18 protein-coding genes are annotated in these 15,725 nt (G+C 67.3%); 10 read left to right on the top strand and 8 right to left on the bottom strand.

Features of this window, described 5'->3' with window-relative positions:
• Position 1: 1 nt before the first annotated feature.
• Together B2G71_RS07610 and parC are read right to left on the bottom strand one after the other, a co-directional pair.
• Positions 2-1,030: an amidohydrolase family protein gene (locus B2G71_RS07610; RefSeq protein ID WP_098105144.1), complete on the bottom strand. Its 1,029-nt coding sequence runs from the start codon at positions 1,028-1,030 to the stop codon at positions 2-4.
• Between the two features lie 41 nt (positions 1,031-1,071).
• Positions 1,072-3,369, bottom strand: a complete 2,298-nt coding sequence (gene parC / locus B2G71_RS07605) for a DNA topoisomerase IV subunit A (RefSeq protein WP_098105143.1) — start codon at positions 3,367-3,369, stop codon at positions 1,072-1,074.
• Between the two features lie 219 nt (positions 3,370-3,588).
• On the opposite strand from parC, the gene B2G71_RS07600 reads away from it, so the two are divergent.
• On the top strand, positions 3,589-4,125 hold the full coding sequence (locus tag B2G71_RS07600; RefSeq protein ID WP_098105142.1) for a type 1 glutamine amidotransferase domain-containing protein: 537 nt from the start codon (positions 3,589-3,591) through the stop codon (positions 4,123-4,125).
• Between the two features lie 49 nt (positions 4,126-4,174).
• Here the strand turns inward: B2G71_RS07600 and B2G71_RS07595 are convergent, their stop codons facing one another.
• The 3 genes from B2G71_RS07595 to B2G71_RS07585 are packed head-to-tail and all read right to left on the bottom strand — an operon-like array spanning position 4,175 to position 6,655.
• Positions 4,175-4,507 (bottom strand): 2Fe-2S iron-sulfur cluster-binding protein, encoded by a 333-nt coding sequence (locus tag B2G71_RS07595; protein ID WP_240530044.1) that lies wholly within the window; start codon positions 4,505-4,507, stop codon positions 4,175-4,177.
• A 1-nt stretch (position 4,508) separates the two neighbouring features.
• On the bottom strand, positions 4,509-5,606 hold the full coding sequence (locus B2G71_RS07590) for a cysteine desulfurase family protein (RefSeq protein ID WP_098105140.1): 1,098 nt from the start codon (positions 5,604-5,606) through the stop codon (positions 4,509-4,511).
• On the bottom strand, positions 5,603-6,655 hold the full coding sequence (locus B2G71_RS07585; RefSeq protein ID WP_098105139.1) for an aminotransferase class V-fold PLP-dependent enzyme: 1,053 nt from the start codon (positions 6,653-6,655) through the stop codon (positions 5,603-5,605). Before B2G71_RS07585 ends, B2G71_RS07590 begins: the two co-directional genes overlap by 4 nt.
• Positions 6,656-6,800: 145 nt before the next feature.
• On the opposite strand from B2G71_RS07585, the gene B2G71_RS07580 reads away from it, so the two are divergent.
• The gene (locus B2G71_RS07580; RefSeq protein ID WP_098105138.1) at positions 6,801-7,457 is read left to right on the top strand and encodes an alpha/beta hydrolase; all 657 of its coding nucleotides are present in this window, start codon (positions 6,801-6,803) and stop codon (positions 7,455-7,457) included.
• Between the two features lie 11 nt (positions 7,458-7,468).
• On the opposite strand, the gene B2G71_RS07575 is transcribed toward B2G71_RS07580, so the two are convergent.
• On the bottom strand, positions 7,469-7,690 hold the full coding sequence (locus tag B2G71_RS07575; RefSeq protein WP_098105137.1) for a hypothetical protein: 222 nt from the start codon (positions 7,688-7,690) through the stop codon (positions 7,469-7,471).
• Positions 7,691-7,845: 155 nt separating this feature from the next.
• Between B2G71_RS07575 and B2G71_RS24055 the strand changes: the two genes are divergently transcribed.
• Positions 7,846-8,013: a hypothetical protein gene (locus tag B2G71_RS24055; protein ID WP_168176299.1), complete on the top strand. Its 168-nt coding sequence runs from the start codon at positions 7,846-7,848 to the stop codon at positions 8,011-8,013.
• 93 nt (positions 8,014-8,106) lie between these two features.
• Here B2G71_RS24055 and B2G71_RS07570 read toward each other — a convergent pair whose 3' ends face one another.
• Complete coding sequence (locus B2G71_RS07570; protein WP_098105136.1) at positions 8,107-8,460, bottom strand: hypothetical protein; 354 nt, start codon at positions 8,458-8,460, stop codon at positions 8,107-8,109.
• A 115-nt stretch (positions 8,461-8,575) separates the two neighbouring features.
• Entirely contained in the window at positions 8,576-10,210 is a 1,635-nt protein-coding gene (locus B2G71_RS07565) for a phosphoenolpyruvate carboxykinase (protein ID WP_098105135.1), read from the bottom strand.
• A gap of 200 nt (positions 10,211-10,410) precedes the next feature.
• Between B2G71_RS07565 and B2G71_RS07560 the strand changes: the two genes are divergently transcribed.
• The 7 genes from B2G71_RS07560 to B2G71_RS07530 all read left to right on the top strand — a co-directional run bounded on the left by B2G71_RS07560 (position 10,411) and on the right by B2G71_RS07530 (position 15,695).
• Complete coding sequence (locus B2G71_RS07560; protein ID WP_098105134.1) at positions 10,411-11,172, top strand: response regulator transcription factor; 762 nt, start codon at positions 10,411-10,413, stop codon at positions 11,170-11,172.
• Positions 11,165-12,733 carry an ATP-binding protein gene (locus B2G71_RS07555; protein ID WP_098105133.1) on the top strand — a complete coding sequence of 523 codons (1,569 nt, stop codon included), beginning with the start codon at positions 11,165-11,167 and terminating at the stop codon, positions 12,731-12,733. The genes B2G71_RS07560 and B2G71_RS07555 overlap by 8 nt, the downstream gene beginning before the upstream one ends.
• Complete coding sequence (locus tag B2G71_RS07550) at positions 12,730-13,149, top strand: HPr kinase/phosphatase C-terminal domain-containing protein (RefSeq protein WP_098105132.1); 420 nt, start codon at positions 12,730-12,732, stop codon at positions 13,147-13,149. Before B2G71_RS07555 ends, B2G71_RS07550 begins: the two co-directional genes overlap by 4 nt.
• Before the next feature lie 66 nt (positions 13,150-13,215).
• Positions 13,216-14,151 (top strand): RNase adapter RapZ, encoded by a 936-nt coding sequence (gene rapZ, locus B2G71_RS07545; protein ID WP_098105131.1) that lies wholly within the window; start codon positions 13,216-13,218, stop codon positions 14,149-14,151.
• 48 nt (positions 14,152-14,199) lie between these two features.
• Positions 14,200-14,604 carry a PTS sugar transporter subunit IIA gene (locus B2G71_RS07540; protein WP_098105130.1) on the top strand — a complete coding sequence of 135 codons (405 nt, stop codon included), beginning with the start codon at positions 14,200-14,202 and terminating at the stop codon, positions 14,602-14,604.
• Positions 14,597-14,881, top strand: coding sequence for an HPr family phosphocarrier protein (locus B2G71_RS07535; RefSeq protein ID WP_098105129.1), 285 nt, complete (start codon positions 14,597-14,599; stop codon positions 14,879-14,881). The genes B2G71_RS07540 and B2G71_RS07535 overlap by 8 nt, the downstream gene beginning before the upstream one ends.
• 4 nt (positions 14,882-14,885) lie before the next feature.
• On the top strand, positions 14,886-15,695 hold the full coding sequence (locus B2G71_RS07530) for an RNA methyltransferase (RefSeq protein WP_098105128.1): 810 nt from the start codon (positions 14,886-14,888) through the stop codon (positions 15,693-15,695).
• Positions 15,696-15,725: the final 30 nt, after the last annotated feature.

Genomic DNA, 15,725 nt, shown 5'->3' with positions numbered 1-15,725 from the left:
GCTACTCGTCGAGCCGCAGGAACCGCGCGGCGTTGTCGTGCAGGATCGCCTTTTTCTGTCCGTACGTCAGGAACGGCGCCGCGTTGATCGCGGACACGCCCTCGTCGATCAGCCCCGGCCAGTTCATCTGATCCGAACCGAACATGATGCGGTCGGCGAACCCGGCCTCGACTATGTCCTTGAGGAAGCGGTAGTACTCCTCGCCCGTCAGCGCCACCTGCAACACCCCGGTATCGACCATGAGCTGCGGCCAGGCATAGAACATGGCCTTGAGGTCCTCGGCATAGGGCCAGCCGGCGTGCATCATGTAAACGCGCAGGCGCGGGTGGCGGGTGAGCACGGCTTCGAGATGCTTCGGGTTCTGCAGCCGATATTCCGGGAAGACCATCGGCGAGCCAGGTGGCCCGACGCCGACATGGATGCCGACCGGAATGCCCTTGTCCTCGGCCATCTTCCAGTAGGGCTCGAAGCGCGGATCGTCGGCGAAGACCCCACGGTACTGGATCGTCACTTCGGACAGGAGCGCGATCTCGCCGCGATCGAACGCGGCGGCGATCGCCTCTGGCGGATAGTCGGGCAGGTCGGCCCAGCTCAGGTACTGCGCCGGAATGAACAGGCCTGCGGGCGCGGCGTCCATCCAGTCCTTGCGGCTCGCGAGATCGCCGCTGAGCACGGCGCGCGCGCGATGGCGGCGCAGCGCGGCGATCGTTCCGTCGCGGTTCTCGACGTCGGTCATCGCTCCCTTGATGGGATCGTCGCAGGCTGGCCGGGCCATCGACCGCCCCAGCGCCTCCATCCAGGGCTCGCGCGGATCGAAGCGCAAGTCCGCCGCGGCGCCGACGCAGACCATGCTGCCCGGCGGTCCGTTCTCGCCCGCGCCGGCGGTGTGGACATGCATGTCGATGACCGGACCTTCATAGACCCGGTTGTCCAGCGCGGCGTCTGGCGCGAAGGGGGCGTCCCGCGCGAAGCAAGGAACCGACACTATAGCGGCAATCGCCAGCAGCAGAGACGTCAGGCGCACGGGCATCGCTTTCGATCCTCCGTCGAACGGACGCGAAGTCTATCAGCTCAGAACTTGTTGTCGCGCGGAAAGCCCTGGGGCGGAAGGCGGCCGGCGGCGCCGCGCGCGACCTTCCACATGATCATGTCCTTCTCGGTCCGCGTGCGACCGGATTCGCCGCCCATCGTCCAGGACAGCCCATCCTCGAGCTTGAGCGTGGTCGCATCCGCCAGACCGCCGTCGCGGTAGCGCTGGAGCGTGACGCCCTGCCCCTTGGCGAGCACCGGCAGTTCCTCGAGGCTGAAGACCACCAGCTTGCGGTTGTCGCCGACGACCGCGACATGATCGTGCTCGGGCGGGATCTCGCGCACGACCGCCAGCTTCACGCCCGGCTTGGTGGTGACCACCGCTCTGCCCTTGCGCGTCTCGGCAAGCAGTTCCTCGCTCTCGGCGGCGAAACCCTTGCCCACGCTCGAGGCGAGCAAAAGCTGCATCTTGGGCTTGTGCGGCAGCACCGCGACGATCTGCGCATCGGCGTCGATGTCGAGCATCGTGCGCACCGGCTCGCCGAAGCCGCGCGCGCCCGGCAGCTTGTCCGCGCCGAGTGTGTAGAAGCGGCCGTTGTCGAGCGCGATCAGCAGCTTGTCCGTGGTCTGTGCGTGGAAGGCGAAGGCGGGGCCGTCGCCCTCCTTGAACTTGAAGTCGCCGTCGAGCGCCACGTGACCGCGCGCCGCGCGAATCCAGCCGCGCTGCGAGAGAATCACCGTGATCGGCTCCTTCTCGATCATCGCGTCCATCGAGAACTCGACCGTCGGCGCGGCCTGCGCGATGGTGGTGCGGCGGCGGCCGAGCGCGGTATCCTCGGCATAGTCCTTGCGCAGGTTGCCGAGATCGCGCTTCAGGCGCGTGCGCTGGCGCGCCGGGCTTTCGAGCAGCTTGTTGAGTTCGTCCTGCTCCTTGAGCAGGTCCTCGCGCTCCTGGCGCAGCTCCATTTCCTCGAGCTTGCGCAGCGAGCGCAGGCGCATGTTGAGGATCGCCTCGGCCTGGCGGTCGGTCAGGTTGAACTCGGCCATCATCACCGGCTTGGGCTCGTCCTCGGTGCGGATGATCTCGATGATCCGGTCGAGATTGAGGTAGGCGACGATGTAGCCTTCGACGAGTTCGAGCCGCGAGGCGATCTTGTCGAGCCGGTGGCGGGTGCGCCGCTGGAGGATGTCGATCTGGGACTTGATCCACTCCTGCAGCAGCAGCTTGATCCCCAGCACGCCCGGCGTGCGGCCCGCGTCGAGCACGTTCAGGTTGAGCGTGAAGCGGTTCTCGAGGTCGGTCAGCCGGTAGAGGCTTTCCTTGAGCAGCTCGGGATCGACGTTGCGGCTCTTGGGCACGAGCACGATGCGGATCTGTTCGTCGCTCTCGTCACGCACGTCTTCCAGGATCGGCAGCTTGCGGTCTGCTATAAGCTGCGCGATCTGTTCGATCAGCTTGCCCTTGGGCAGCATGTAGGGGATTTCTGAAACGACGAGCTGCCACTGGCCGCCGCCGAGCTTCTCGATGCCGGTTTCCTCCCAGGGCGCGTCGATGCCGCTGCCGTTCTTGCCGGTCGAGAAACGGCCGCGCACGCGAAAGGCGCCCTTGCCGGTCTCGTAGGCGGCGCTGATCGCCTCGGGGCTGTCGACGACGAGCCCGCCGGTGGCGAAGTCCGGCCCCTTGAACACCTGCATGATGTCGGCGTGCTCGGCGTGGGGATTGTCGATCAGCATCAACGAGGCGTCGATTACTTCGGCGACGTTGTGGCTGGGGATCGAGGTCGCCATGCCCACCGCGATGCCGGTCGCACCGTTGGCGAGCAGGTTGGGAAAGAGGCCGGGGAAGATCTCGGGCTCTTCCTCCTCGCCGTTGTAGGTCGGCTGGAAATCGACCGTGCCTTCGTCGAGCCCTGCCATGAGCTGGATCGCGGTCTTGGTCAGCCGCGCCTCGGTGTAACGGTAGGCCGCGGCATTGTCGCCGTCGATGTTGCCGAAGTTGCCCTGTCCCTGCACCAGCGGATAGCGCAGCGCGAAGTCCTGCGCGAGCCGGACCATCGCGTCATAGACCGAGGCGTCGCCATGCGGGTGGTACTTGCCGATCACGTCGCCGACGACGCGCGCGGATTTCTTGTAGGCGCTCGCCGGATCGAGCTTCAACTGCCGCATCGCCCACAGCAGCCGGCGGTGGACCGGTTTCAGCCCGTCGCGCAGGTCCGGCAGCGAGCGCGCGGTGATCGTCGAGAGCGCGTAGACGAGGTAGCGCTCGGACAACGCCGCATCGAACGGCGCATCGACGATCGCGTCGAACGGATCGGAATCGTCATCGGTGGTGCTGACCATGGCATCGGCCCTAGCAGGCGGCGATTCCGACCGGAAGGAGCAAGGCGGGCATTATCCATAGGAACCGGGCGGGTGACGGCCGATCCGCGCCTCGCCGCAAGACGGGTCGGGTCCGAGGAGGCGACGCTGGCGTGAGACGGAGCGTCGCGAAGTCCGGAACAACAGACCCCGCGCTTCCGTTGGTCTGGTATAGTTCGAGAAATTCCAAGGAGATATCTCATGGCCAGCAAGGTCCTCATCATCGCCACCGACGGTTTCGAGCAGTCCGAACTGCTCGAACCGCGCCGCGCTCTCGACGACGCCGGCATCGAGACGGTGGTCGCCAGCCCCAAGTCTGGAACGATCAAGGGCTGGGATCACACCGACTGGGGCAAAAAGGTCGGCGTAGACCTGACGCTCGCCGAAGTGGAAGCGGACAAGTTCGACGCGATCATGCTGCCCGGCGGTCAGATGAACCCCGACAGTCTGCGCCTCGAGGAACGAGCGGTCTCTCTGGTGCGCGAGTTCGTGACGGCGGGCAAGCCCGTGGCGGCGATCTGCCACGGCCCGTGGCTGCTGGTCGAGGCCGACGTCGTGCAGGGCCGCAAGGTCACGAGCTGGCCCTCGGTCCGCACCGATTTGCGCAATGCGGGCGCGAACGTCGTGGACGAGGAAGTGGTCGTCGACGGCAACCTGATCACCAGCCGCAATCCGGATGACATCCCGGCCTTCTCGAAGGCTCTCATCGAGGCCGTGGGCGCCACGGTCCCGGCCTGATGGCACAGCCTTGGCCCTAACGGCCGCGCTTGAAGAAGCGCCCCGGCGTCTAGCGGATCTGCATATCGCGCGAGACGCCGGGGATGCGCACTTCCAGCCCGTCCATCTCGCTGGTCAGTTCGATCTGGCACGAGAGGCGGCTGGTGCGGCACACCCCGGCGGCGAGATCGAGCATGTCCTCCTCGTCGGCGGAGGCTTCCGGCAGCCGCGAGAACCAGTCGCTCGCGACGATGACATGGCACGTCGAGCAGGCCATCTGCCCTTCGCAGGTCCCCTCGAGCGGCATGCCCGCCGACTGCGCGACTTCGAGAAGCCGCGAGCCGGGTTCGGCCTGTGCCATCACCCTGTCACCCTCGGCGGTCACAAAACAAACGCTCAACACTTCAAACTCCCTGCGCCGCCGCCGCGGCTTCGATACGTGCGCAGGCATCCTCCAAATCCGAAAGCGCAGTATATCTCCCGAATCCGAGGCGGATAGAGGCTTTCGCACTCCTGTCCGCAAGGCCGATCGCCTTGAGCACGTGGCTGGGGCGACCCGAGCCGCTGGCGCAGGCCGATCCGGCGGAAAAGGCGATGTCGCGCAAGTCCGACATAAGCCGCGCGACGTCGAGGCCGTCGAGCCGGACATTGAGATTGCCGTGCCAGCGCTGCTCGCCCGAACCGTTGAGCGTCCAGCGCGAAAGGATCGCCCGGGCGCTTTGCCACAGCGTGCGAACATGCGCGGTATCGGCCTCGAGCCTCTCGGCTGCAAGCGACGCCGCCGCGCCGAACCCGGCGCACAAGGCGGGGCTGAGCGTGCCCGAGCGCAGGCCCTGCTCCTGACCGCCGCCGTGCATCAGCGGATCAAGCGCGATGCCGTCGCGCAGCCACAGCGCGCCGATCCCCTTGGGGCCATGCAGCTTGTGCCCCGAGATCGCGATCATGTCGGCCTCGCCCGGCGCGGCGAGCTTGCCCGCGCCCTGCACCGCGTCGCACAGGAACAGCCCTCCGGCGCGGTGCGCCGCCCCGGCCAGCGCCGCGACCGGCTGGATCGTGCCGATCTCGTTGTTGACCTGCATGACCGCCGCGAGCCGCAAGCGCTCGGGCATCACGAGATCGCCCGCGACCAGACCCTCGCCGTCAACAGAAAGAACGCGCACTTCAGTCTCGCCGCGCATGGCCTCGGCACAGTCGAGCACGGCGGCATGTTCGATCGCGCTCACGGCCACGACGTCATCCTCGCCGCGCTGCGCCGCGCCCTTCATCGCGAGGTTGATCGCCTCGGTCGCACCGGAAGTGAAGATCACCCGCCCGCCCGGCGGCAGCAGCCCCGCGACCTGTTCGCGCGCGATCTCGATCGCGGCGGCCGCCGCCCGGCCGGGCCGGTGTGCGCTGTGCGGATTGGCGAAGCCAGGCGTGTCCGGCCCGCCCAGCCAGGGCAGCATCGCCTCGCGTGCTTCGGGGGCGAGCGGCGTGGTCGCCTGATAGTCGAGATAGATCACGCCGCGGTCCGAACCGATCGCGCGATCGCCTGCCAGGCATCGAGGAAGCGAACGACATCGGCCTCGCGCGTCTCGCGCCCGATGCTCACCCGGATCGTCTCGGCGGCGGCGCGCTCGCCCAGCCGCATCGCCGCCAGCACATGGCTGGGGCGCATCGAACCCGAGGAGCAGGCGCTCCCCGCCGAGACCGCGATCCCCTGCACATCGAAACGGATCAACTGGAGCGCGGCGGCCAGCCCCGGCATTCGCACCGCGCCGATCGTCGGGCATCGCTCGGCACCGGCCGCGACGATCTCACCACCGGCCGCCTGCACGCCTTCCTCAAGCATCACGCGCAGCCGCGCGGCTTCGCCCAGCCAGTCGCGCCCCGCCTCGAGCGCCGCCGCCATCGCCAGCGCGCCGGGCAGGTTTTCGGTACCTGGGCGATAGCCGCGTTCCTGGCCGCCGACCGCCTCGAGCAAGGCCCATTCGCGCACGAGCAGCGCGCCGACGCCGATCGGCCCGCCGAACTTGTGTGCGGAAACGGCAATGAGATCCGCATCGGGAAGATCGAGCTTGCCCGCGCCCTGCGCGCAATCGGCGAGCAGCAGCCCGCCCGATCGCCGCACCTGCGCCGCGACCCGGTCGAGCGGCTGGACGACGCCGGTCTCCGAATTGACCTGCTGCACGGCAACCAGGCCCCCTGTCCCGCAGCGGGCGGGATCGACCCTGCCGCATGCGTCGACCTCGATCCGCACGGCCTCGCCAGCTAGCCGCAGGACGGCATCGTGCTCGACGCTTGAAACCGCCGCGAGGTCCGCCTTGGCGTGCCGGGCCGCCAGCGCCAGCGCCTCGGTCGCGCTGGCGGTGAACACGATCTCGTGCGGCCAGCCAAGCGCCCGCTTCACCCGGTCGCGCGCATCCTCGAGCGCCGCGCGCGCCGCGCGGCCGGCCGCATGCGGGCTTGAGGGATTGGCCCAGACCGCGAACCCGCGCATCATCGCCTCGCGCGCCTCGGGCAGGAGCGGCGTGGTGGCGGCATGATCAAGATAAAGCGATTTCGCGGTCATCGTTTGCAAGTTGTTTTCATTCCGCGTGTTTCTATATAGCGAACCACTCTCTTAATCATCCCCGGCGTCCAGGTCTGTCCCCTGAAGCCGGGGCGTCATCAAGATCTGGCGCAAGATCTGGCACAAACCCGGGGTTCTCTATTCCATGCCCGCAGTAATCTTTCCTGGTCCCGAAGGCCGGCTCGAAGGCCGCTTCCAACCCGCTTCGCGTCCGCGCGCGCCGGTGGCGATGATCCTCCACCCGCACCCGCAGGCGGGCGGCACGATGAACGATCGGATCACGCAGCATCTCTACAAGACCTTCGTCAACCGCGGCTTCGCGACCCTGCGGTTCAACTTTCGCGGTGTCGGGCGCAGCCAGGGCAGCTTCGACAACGGCATCGGGGAATTGTCGGACGCGGCGGCGGCGCTCGACTGGGTGCAGTCGATCCACCCCGAAGCCTCGACCACCTGGATCGCCGGTTACAGCTTCGGCGCGCTGATCGGCATGCAACTGCTGATGCGGCGCCCGGAGATTCGTGGCTTCATCTCGGTCTCGCCACCGGCGAACATGTACGACTTCAGCTTCCTCGCGCCCTGCCCCGCCTCGGGCATCATCATCCAGGGCACGTCGGACACGGTGGTCACGCCCAATGCCGTGCAAAAGCTGGTCGACAAGCTGCGCACGCAAAAGCACATCACGATCCATCATGACGAGATCGCCCGCGCCAATCACTTCTACGAAAGCGAGATCGAGGAACTGATGCGCTCGGTCGACAACTATCTCGACATGCGCCTCGCGCCGGATTGCCCGATCAAGTAGCCGACGGACGATTAGCGGGCAGCGGGTTCCGGACCTGCCTGCCCGTCGTCCACGAGCGATCGTCCCGCTTCGTCGGGTACGGCCCACAGCGCGACGTTGGCGGCCATGACCGCGGCGAGCACGAGCATGAGAATCGCCTGCCGTCGCGCGCCGCCGCGCCGCAGCAGGTAGAGGGCTCCCACGACCAGCAGCAGCGCCGCGAGCACGAGCAGGGAAAGGGCGATGTCGGCCATGCCGGTCCGATAGCCGATGGCGCGCCGCTTCGCGAGCCCGAGTTGGTTAAGCGCGCGTTCGTGTCGTCTCGTCGGTCACACGGTGAACGATCGGAAACGAATTGCCCTCCAAATGCATTGCTTAGGTATCAGCAACGCCCAGGCGAGGTTTTCCGATGACAGACAAGCCCGACGAAAAAGCCACCGAAACCACCCCCAAGCCGCGCACGGCAGGCTCGTGCACCGGCGCGACGACGACACCGCCGCCGAAGACGTCCAAGGCCGTCAAGGGTGGCGGCATCGACGGCGACACGTTGCGGGTGCGGCACTCGACGCACGGCTGACCCCGCCCTCGACCGAGCGCGCGGGAGGCCCTGAAGCAGCGGCTGCGGCGGATGGGATAACGGTGCCGGCAGGACCGGCTCTGCCGCTGGCAGCTACTTCTTGCCGAACAGGCCGTTCGCGAAATCGGCGGCGTCATCGAGCGCGCTGCCGTCACCGTCACGGTCGAAGAAGGCCGAGACTTTGGACGGATCGTCCTGGATCATGCGCGCGAATTCGCCGAGCGAGCCCTCGCCGCCGATCTGCTCGACAATCTGCCTGAGAATCACCGAAGAGAGCCCCGTCGAACTGGCCGCCAGCTCGACCGTATCGCCCTGCTTCTGATGCGCCGATCCGAGTGCGGCAATGGCTTTTTCGGCCATGTCCTTGTCGATGCCGAGCTTTTCGGCGAGATTGGCGATATCGCTGTGTCCGCTGATTTGGCTCAGAATACCATCAAAGATGCTCATGGGGGTGGCTCCTCCTCTAAAGGCCCTCGCCGCGAGCAATAAACCGAGCCGCGTGACCGGACAAGGTCACGCGGCCGGCAATGTCAGGCAACCATTGACCAGACGGCCGAGGGGCTCAGGCGACCGGAACGGTCGGCGCGGCCTTGCGCACGCCCTCGTCTACGTGATCCTCGAACTGCGCGAAGTTGTCGATGAACAGGCGCACGAGGTTCTGTGCGGTCTTGTCGTATTCCTCGGTGCTGGGCCAGGCCGAACGCTGGTCGAGCAGGCTGTCATCGACGCCCGGAACGTGGACCGGGACCTCGAAACCGAAATTCGGGTCCTCGCGGAACTCGGCATCGTTCAGGCTGCCGTCGAGCGCGGCGTTGAGCAGCGCGCGGGTCGCCTGGATCGGCATGCGCTTGATGCCTTCCTGCGTCGCCTTGCCGCCGAACCAGCCGGTGTTGACCAGCCAGCACTTCACGCCGCCCTTGGCGATCCGTTTCTTGAGCAGGTTGCCGTAGACCGAGGGATGGCGCGGCATGAACGGCGCGCCGAAGCAGGTCGAGAAGGTCGCCTGCGGCTCGGTGACGCCGATCTCGGTGCCCGCGACCTTGGCGGTATAGCCCGAGAGGAAGTGGTACATCGCCTGATCGGGCGAGAGCCGCGCGATCGGCGGCAGTACGCCGAAAGCATCGGCGGTGAGCATGATCACGTTCGAGGGCACCGCGCCCATGTTGTGTTCCGAGGTGTTCGGAATGAAGTCGATCGGATAGGCGCCGCGCGAGTTCTCGGCGAGCGAGGCGTCGTCGAGATCGAGCTGGCGGGTCTCCGGGTCGATCACCACGTTCTCGAGCACCGTGCCGAAGCGCTTGGTGGTTGCATAGATCTCGGGCTCGGCCTCGGGCGAGAGGCGGATCATCTTCGCATAGCAGCCGCCCTCGAAATTGAAGACCGCGGTGTCCGACCAGCCGTGCTCGTCGTCACCGATGAGGTTGCGGCTGGCGTCGGCCGAAAGCGTCGTCTTGCCGGTTCCCGAAAGGCCGAAGAAGACCGCGGTGCTGCCGTCGGGACCGATGTTGGCCGAACAGTGCATCGGCATCACGCCCTTGGTCGGCAGCAGGTAGTTGAGGATGCCGAACACGCTCTTCTTCATCTCGCCGGCATAGGCCGTGCCGCCGATGAGGATCAGCTTCTCGGTGAAGTTGACCGCGATAACCGTCTCGCTGCGGCAGCCGTGGCGTTCGGGATCGGCGCGGAAGCTCGGCAGATCGATGATCGTGTACTCGGGCACGAAGCTCTCGAGCTGCTCCTCGGTCGGACGCACCAGAAGGGTGCGGACGAACAGGTTGTGCCAGGCGTATTCGTTCACGACGCGCACGTTGACCCGATACTCGGCCTGCGAACCGCCAAACAGATCGGCGACGTAGAGCGTGTCCTCGCCTTCGACGGTCTTGAGGAAGTCTTCCTTGAGCGCGGCGAAGTGTTCCGGCGTCATCGGCACGTTGACGTCGCCCCACCACACGGTGCTCTCGGTCTCGGCGTCGCGGACGATGAACTTGTCCTTGGCGGAGCGACCGGTGTGCTTGCCGGTCTCGACGACGAGGGGGCCGTCGGCGGCAAGCTTGCCTTCGCCGTTTCGGACCGCATGTTCGACCAGTTGCGCCGTGCCGAGATTGGCATGGACCGTAGCCTTGGTCACGATCCCCTGTTTTTCGAGCGGGCAGCTAAGCGAAGCGGTCAAGTCATCTTCTCCGGTTGGACGAACCATCCCGTCGGATGGCGCGTGAGATCATGGGGGCTAAGCGAGAGTCGGCGCCGCATAGTCCATCCGAATAATACGCGTCAAATCCCGCGAATCCATTGCAATAAACTGACACACCGTGCCGTCTCGTGCACTTCATGCAAATGCGCTATTGCGCTATGCGGAAAACCAGCAGGCCGCCCCACGACAATGCAAACGAATTGACCATGGCAGAATCACCCGCCGGAACAGACAGCGAGGCACCCGTCGCCGTTGGTCGCCAGAAGTGCATAGCCCTCGTCGACGACGACCGCAACGTGCTCACCACCGTATCGATCGGCCTGCAATCAGAAGGCTTCGCGACCCGCGTCTACACCGACGGCGAGACCGCCCTGAAGGCGCTGCTCGAAAACCCGCCCGACCTTGCCATCTTCGACATCAAGATGCCGCGCATGGACGGCCTCAAGCTGCTTGAGCAACTGCGCGAGAAATCGCCCTTGCCGGTCATTTTCCTGACCTCGAAGGACGAGGAGCCCGACGAGGCGCTGGGCCTTGCCATGGGGGCGGACGACTATATCACCAAGCCGTTCAGCCAGCGCCTGCTCGTCGCCCGCATCCGCGCTATCCTGCGCCGGTCCGAACTGGTGCGCCAGGAGCCCGCGGAGACGCACGACGAGGACATGCCCGAACCGATCGTGCGCGGCCGCCTTGCGCTCGATCCGGCGCGCCACCGCGTGACCTGGGACGGCACGCCGGTCGCGCTCACCGTCACCGAATTCCTGATCCTCGAGGCGATGGCGGTGCGGCCCGGCGTGGTGAAAAGCCGCAACCAGCTCATGGATGCCGCCTACAGCGAGGACATCTTCGTCGACGACCGCACCATAGACAGCCACATCAAGCGGCTGCGGCGCAAGTTCCGCGCGACCGACCCCGAGTTCTCGGCGATCGACACGCTCTACGGCGCCGGCTATTCATTCACCGATGGCTAGCCGAGGCGGCGACAGCAGGCTTAATCGTTGGGGATGGTCCTGGCGGGTTTCGCTGACGGCGCGGATACTCGCGGTGAACGTCATCGCCCTGGCGTTGCTGGCGGGCAGCCTTTTCTACATCGACAGCTACCGCAAGGAACTGCTGGCGGAGCGTTTTCGCCTTGCCGCCTCCGAGGTCGAGATCACCTCCCACGCGCTCGAGGAGCGCAGCCGCAAGCAGCGCCGCGCGCTGATGATGCAGATCGGATCGGGCCTGCAACTGCGCTTGCGGCTCTACGACGAGGACGGCGAACTCGAGGAAGACAGCTTCGATCTCGTGGAGCCGTCCTACGTCTTCGTCGATCCGGCGAGCGAATCGACGCTGCAGAAAGCCGCGCGGCTGCTCGACCGCGGGATGGATTTCCTCATCGGCGCGCCGCCGATCCCGGCCTACGCCGATCCGGACGGCCCCAGCGCGAACAACTGGCCCGAGCTTGCCGAGGCCCTCGAGACCGGCACCAGCGCCATCGGCCTTCGCCTCGCGCCAGATCGCACGCCGGTGATCATCGCCGCCGCCCCGGTCGGGGAGGACGGCGAGTCGCTGCTGATCACGCGCAACGCCCGCGACATCACCCAGAACGTGCGCGACGCGCGCCAGACGCTGGCGATCATCGTCGGCGCGGCGCTGGTCATCTCGATCCTGCTCTCGCTGTTCCTGGCGCGCACGATCGTCGAGCCGTTGCGCAAGCTGGTGCGCGCGGCGGTCCGCGTGCGCCTCGGCCGCGACCGCGAGGTCGTCGTGCCCCGCCTGCCCGAGCGCGGCGACGAGATCGGGCTGCTTGCGCGCGCCATTTCCGACATGACCGCCGCGCTGCGCGAACGCATCGACGCGGTCGAAAGCTTCGCCGCCGATGTCGCGCACGAGCTCAAGAACCCGCTCACCTCGCTGCGCAGCGCGGTCGAGACGCTCGGCCGCGTCGAGGACCCGGCGCTGCGCCGCCAGCTCCTCGACATCGCCGCGCAGGACGTGCGGCGCATCGACTTCCTCGTGACCGAGATCGCCGACGCGAGCCGGATCGACGCCGAACTCAGCCGGGCCCGGTTCGAGCCGGTCGACATGCTGCGCCTGATCATGGCGCTCGTCGCCGAGCGCGACCAGCGCGGCGTCAACGGCACCTGCAAGCTCGTCGTCGGACGCGAGGGCGGCGCGGACATGACCGTCGCCGGATCGCCCCCCCGGCTCGAGCGCGTGTTCCACAACCTGATCGACAACGCGGTGTCGTTTTCGCCGCCGGGCGCGTCGATCCTCATCGCCTTGTCGCGCGAGGGCGACCGCGTTCTCGTTTCGGTCAGCGACGAGGGACCGGGCATTCCCGCCGATGCCCGCGAGAAGATCTTCGAACGCTTCCACTCGCTGCGCCCGGCGAGCGAGGAATTCGGCACGCACAGCGGCCTCGGACTCGCGATCGCGCGGACCATCGTCGAGGCGCATTTCGGCCGCCTCACCGCCGGCGCGCGGGCCGACGGACGCGAGGGCGCGCGGCTGATCGTCTCGTTGCCCGCCTGGGAGGGCGAGATTTGAGCCCGCGCCAGTCCACCTGCGTCGCGATCGGCGCGCGTGCGGTCCTGCTCGAAGGCGCCCCGGGCAGCGGCAAGTCCTCGTTGGCGCTGGCGCTGATCGACCGCGGCGCCACCCTCGTCGGCGACGACGGCGTCGGCCTTGAAGTCGCGGACGGCCTCCTGCTGGCATCGCCGCACCCCGCCACCGAGGGGCTCATCGAGGTGCGCAATCTGGGCCTGCTGCGCATGCCCGCCGCGCGATCGGTGCCGGTGTGCCTGGTCTGCACGCTCGAGGCGAACGCGCCGCGCTTCGTCGAGCACGCCGGCGACGTCGCGATCGGTGGGCTGCGCATCCCGCACCTGACGCTCAGCCCCGACAGCCCGGTCAGTGCGATCAAGGTGGAGCTGGCACTCGAACGCTATGGACTTGGCGTCTGAGATCGTCCCGGGAAGGGACGAAAGTCCCCTTTTCTTTCGCCGGGCACAAGCGCATGGACAGGCGCGATGACAGGGGACGCACAAACCGGATCGAACCCCAAGCGCCAGCGGCTGCTCCTGGTGACGGGGCTGCTCGGGGCGGGCAAGACGACGGCGTTGCGCGTGCTCGAGGATCTCGGCTGGGAGATCATCGACAACTTCCCCATCCGTCTGCTCGATCGTCTCATCGAGGGCCCCGAGGGATCGGATCTGCGCGGAAAGCTCGCGCTCGGCTTCGATTCGCGCACGCGCGGATTCGATCCGGCCGGCGTCATCGCGCAGGTCAAGCGCCTCACCGAGCGCGAGGACCTCGAACTGACCACGCTGTTTCTCGATTGCGCGAGCCGCGAGCTCGAACGGCGCTACAACGAGACCCGCCGCCGCCATCCGCTTGCCAGTGAAAGCTCCGCTTCAGCGGGAATCCGCGCCGAGCGCGAACTGCTCGCGCCGTTGCGCCGCTGGGCCGACATGCTGATCGACACGACCGGATACTCGTCGAACGATCTGCAGGCGGTGATCCGCGAGCGCTTCGCCGAATCGGCCGGCGAGGATCTGACGGTCACGGTCTCGAGCTTCGGATTCTCGCGCGGCATGCCGCCGGTGGCGGACCTCGTGTTCGACATGCGGTTTCTCGACAATCCGCACTGGGTGCCCGAGCTGCGTCCGCTCACGGGACAGGACGAGGCGGTGGGCGACCACATCCGCAGGGACCCGGCTTTCGACGAGGCATTCGCGCGCATTCGCGATCTCGTGCTGATGCTGCTGCCGCGCTACCGGGCGCAGGGAAAGGCTTATGTTCACATCGCCTTCGGCTGCACCGGGGGCCGGCACCGGTCGGTGTTCACTGCGGAGCTGTTAGCTACCGCCTTGCGTGCCTCGGGATTTTCGCCCACATTGCTGCATCGCAACCTGGGCTCGCGCGCAGCCGACCTGCCCGAAGGGGGGCTGCGCCGTGAACGCTAGAACCATGACCTGGGAACCATCGCGGGAAATTTGGAGTTTCGCTTCCACATGATCGGGATGATCCTGGTTACCCACGGCAATCTGGCCGAGGAATTCGTTCACGCCATGGAGCATGTCGTCGGCGATCAGGCTGCGGTCCGTACCGTCTGCATCGGCCCGAACGACGACATGGAACAGCGCCGCGCCGAGATTCGCGCGGCGATTGATGCCGTCGATTCGGGCGAAGGGGCCATCGTGCTGACCGACCTGTTCGGCGGAACGCCGTCGAACCTGGCGATCTCGCTGATGGAGGCGGGACGCGTGGAGGTGATCGCGGGGATCAACCTGCCGATGCTGATCCGTCTCGCCAAGGCGCGCGAGTGCATGTCGGTGCGCGAGGCCGCCGCCGCCGCGCGCGACGCGGGCCGCAACTACATCACGATCGCGTCGGAATACCTGGGGCAGGATGCCTGACCAGGTCGCCTGCGAGTCGGTGACGATCGTCAACCGACGCGGCCTGCACGCCAGGGCCAGTGCCAAGTTCGTCAACTACGTCGCGGAGCTCCCGTCCTCTGTCGTGGTGCAGGTCTGCAAGGACGGCGCCTGCGCCTCGGGCGGCTCGATCCTGGGGCTGATGATGCTGGGCGCGGCCAAGGGCGATTCGATCGAGATCAAGGTCAGCGGCGACGATGCCGACACCGCGCTCGCGATGCTCGCGGCGCTGGTCCGCGACGGTTTCGGCGAGGAATGAACGCTTGCCCGAACGGCGCGTCATTACGGGGTTTTCCAACCCGACGGTCAAGTTCATGCGCGCCTTGCGCGACAAGAAGCATCGCCGCCGCGAGCAGCGCTTCCTCGCCGAGGGCCTGCGCCTGCTGACCGACGCCCGCGAATGCGGCAAGGTCCCCGAATTGCTCGCCATGGCCACCAATCGCGAGCCGCATCCGCTGCTCACCGCGCTCGAGGACGCGGTCTTCGCGGCCGGCGGCGATGTCGTGGAAATGGACGAGGCGGTGCTCGGCAAGGTCACCGGCAAGGACAATCCGCAGGCGGTCGCCGGAGTCTTCGCCGAGTTCGACACCAGCCTCGCCAGGCTGGACCAGACCGCCGCCCCGATCTGGCTGGTGGCACAGGCGCTGCGCGATCCGGGCAACCTCGGCACCATGCTTCGCACTTGCGACGCGGTCGGCGCGGGAGGGCTGATCCTGCTCGACGACTGCACCGACCCGTTTTCGGTCGAGGCGGTTCGCGCGAGCATGGGCGCGGTGTTCACCCAGCGCATCGCGACCGCGCGCTGGGACGAGTTCATCGGCTGGCTGCGTTCGGGCCCCGGCCAGCTCGTCGCGGCCTCGCTGCGCGATCCGACCGACTATCGCGAGGCGCCCTATGCCCCGCCCTGCTTCCTGCTGATCGGCAACGAATCGCAGGGCCTGCCCGCGGCCTACGAGGCGGCCTGCGACCTGCGCGTGCGCATTCCCATGCTCGGCCGGGCGGACAGCCTCAACGCCGCCGTCGCCGGCGCGGTGCTCGCCTACGAGGCGCTTGCCCGGATCGGTCGACCCTGAGGGGCTCGTTCATCCGGAACTAAGCATTTG

Source organism: Novosphingobium sp. PC22D, assembly GCF_002556635.1.
In the GTDB taxonomy this organism is placed as follows: domain Bacteria; phylum Pseudomonadota; class Alphaproteobacteria; order Sphingomonadales; family Sphingomonadaceae; genus Novosphingobium.
This window is presented reverse-complemented; position numbering and strand designations above follow the sequence as displayed.